Source organism: Eubacterium sp. SB2, assembly GCF_001244405.1.
GTDB classification, from domain to species: Bacteria; Bacillota; Clostridia; order Lachnospirales; family Lachnospiraceae; genus Faecalicatena; species Faecalicatena contortus_B.
In genome coordinates this window covers 1-1521 of the sequence record NZ_LN865145.1, presented here as the reverse complement: position 1 = coordinate 1521, position 1521 = coordinate 1, and the positions used below count along the sequence as shown (strand labels likewise).

At 54.9% G+C, this 1521-nt stretch carries 3 protein-coding genes; all 3 read left to right on the top strand.

Features of this window, described 5'->3' with window-relative positions; genetic code table 11:
- Positions 1 to 386: 386 nt before the first annotated feature.
- The gene (locus BN1938_RS00015; RefSeq protein ID WP_050638635.1) at positions 387 to 878 is read left to right on the top strand and encodes a Na+/H+ antiporter subunit E; all 492 of its coding nucleotides are present in this window, start codon (positions 387 to 389) and stop codon (positions 876 to 878) included.
- On the top strand, positions 868 to 1215 hold the full coding sequence (locus BN1938_RS00010; protein WP_050638634.1) for an MrpF/PhaF family protein: 348 nt from the start codon (positions 868 to 870) through the stop codon (positions 1213 to 1215). The genes BN1938_RS00015 and BN1938_RS00010 overlap by 11 nt, the downstream gene beginning before the upstream one ends.
- Positions 1202 to 1521 (top strand): cation:proton antiporter (locus BN1938_RS00005; RefSeq protein WP_242843775.1); only part of this gene is annotated, 320 nt, incomplete at its 3' end. The genes BN1938_RS00010 and BN1938_RS00005, both read left to right, overlap by 14 nt.

The window sequence follows — 1521 nt, the reverse complement described above, 5'->3', positions numbered from 1 at the left end:
CCTGAAGCGCCTGGAAAAGGGCGAGGTAAAGATCCGGGAGGCAGAGGGGAAAGAGCCCCGCATCGTGCAGATCCCGGGGGGCCATATCCACGTGGGAAAGACGATGGCAGTCTATACCAGATATGCCAGCTGGAAGGCGGAGGAATAAAAGCAGAGTTCATGCCTGTGAAATAAAAAAGAGGCGCGCAGATATTATACAGTATGTATCCTGCGCGCCATTTTAGAAGCAAAAAGCAGGCGTGGCTGCAGAAGACTGGTAAATACGAAAAGCCCCGAAGGGGAATCCGCAAAATTCCGCAAGGAAATGGAGGGGTTCTACAGGGGGGATGAGCAGAAGTCTGTAGGGAAATGTGGCAAAATTCGTAGGAAACCGATGAGGTGATGGGATGTTCATTGTTTTGTTTGTACTGTGGATTATATTAAACGGCAGGATTACATTGGAAATTGCAATATTCGGCGCGGTGATCTGCGGCGCCTTATATTTGTTCTTATATAAATTTATGGAATACTCCCCGAAGCGGGAGCTGGTGATTGTAAAGTGCACCGGGAAGATCTTAAAGTATGTGGTGTTCCTGGTGGTGGAAGTGATCAAGGCGGCCCTGGCGGTATCGAAGCTGGTCCTGGAGTTTGACCGGGAGCCGGAGCCGGTGCTTGTGCGTTTCCAAACCGGGATCCGGACCCAGACGGGGCAGACAGTGCTGGCTAATTCCATCACCCTGACCCCGGGGACGATCACCGCAGACCTGGAGGAGGGGAACTACATCGTGCACAGCCTGGACCGGGAATACGCGGTGGGGATCCACGAATCGGGCTTTGTGGAAAAGCTGGTGGAGCTGGAGGCTGCGGCAGAGGGAGGAGGAAAAGGTGATGTTTCATGACATCCCCGTATTGGGGGCATTGAGTGAGAAGTTTTTAATCGTGGTGCTGGCAGTGCTCTGCGTGATGTTCCTTCTGTGCCTGCTGCGCCTGGTGCTGGGGCCGTCGGTGGCAGACCGGCTGCTGGCGGTGAACATGCTGGGCGGGATCGTGATTGCGGCCATCGCGCTGCTGGGCCTGCTGCTGGAGGAATCCTACCTGCTGGACATCAGCCTGATTTACGGCCTGATCAGTTTCCTGGGGGTGGTGATCCTGTCGCAGATCTATATCGGGGCCTGCCGTGCACGCAATGAGAAACGAAAAAAGAGGGAGGAGGGAGCGCTGGATGATGGTTCTTGAATGGATCCGCTTTCTGGCAGGCGCCGTATGCATGGCAGCGGGGCTTGTCTTTTATATCATACAGTTTATCGGCGTTTTCCGGTTTAAATATGTGCTGAACCGGATGCACGCGGCGGCCATCGGGGATACCCTGGGCTGCGGGCTGATGCTGCTGGGTGCGGTGGTTTTCAATGGGTTCACCTTCCCGAGTGTTAAGATCCTGTTCCTGATCGTATTCCTCTGGATGACCTCCCCGGTTGCGGCCCATATGGTGGTGAAGCTGGAAGTGCTGTCCCGGGAAAAGATGGAGGACTGCTGTCCGGTGGA

Coding starts and splice junctions, on each gene's coding strand:
- BN1938_RS00010 (WP_050638634.1), top strand. CDS start 868: ATGTTTCATGACATCCCCGTATTGGGGGCATTGAGTGAGAAGTTTTTA.
- BN1938_RS00015 (WP_050638635.1), top strand. CDS start 387: ATGTTCATTGTTTTGTTTGTACTGTGGATTATATTAAACGGCAGGATT.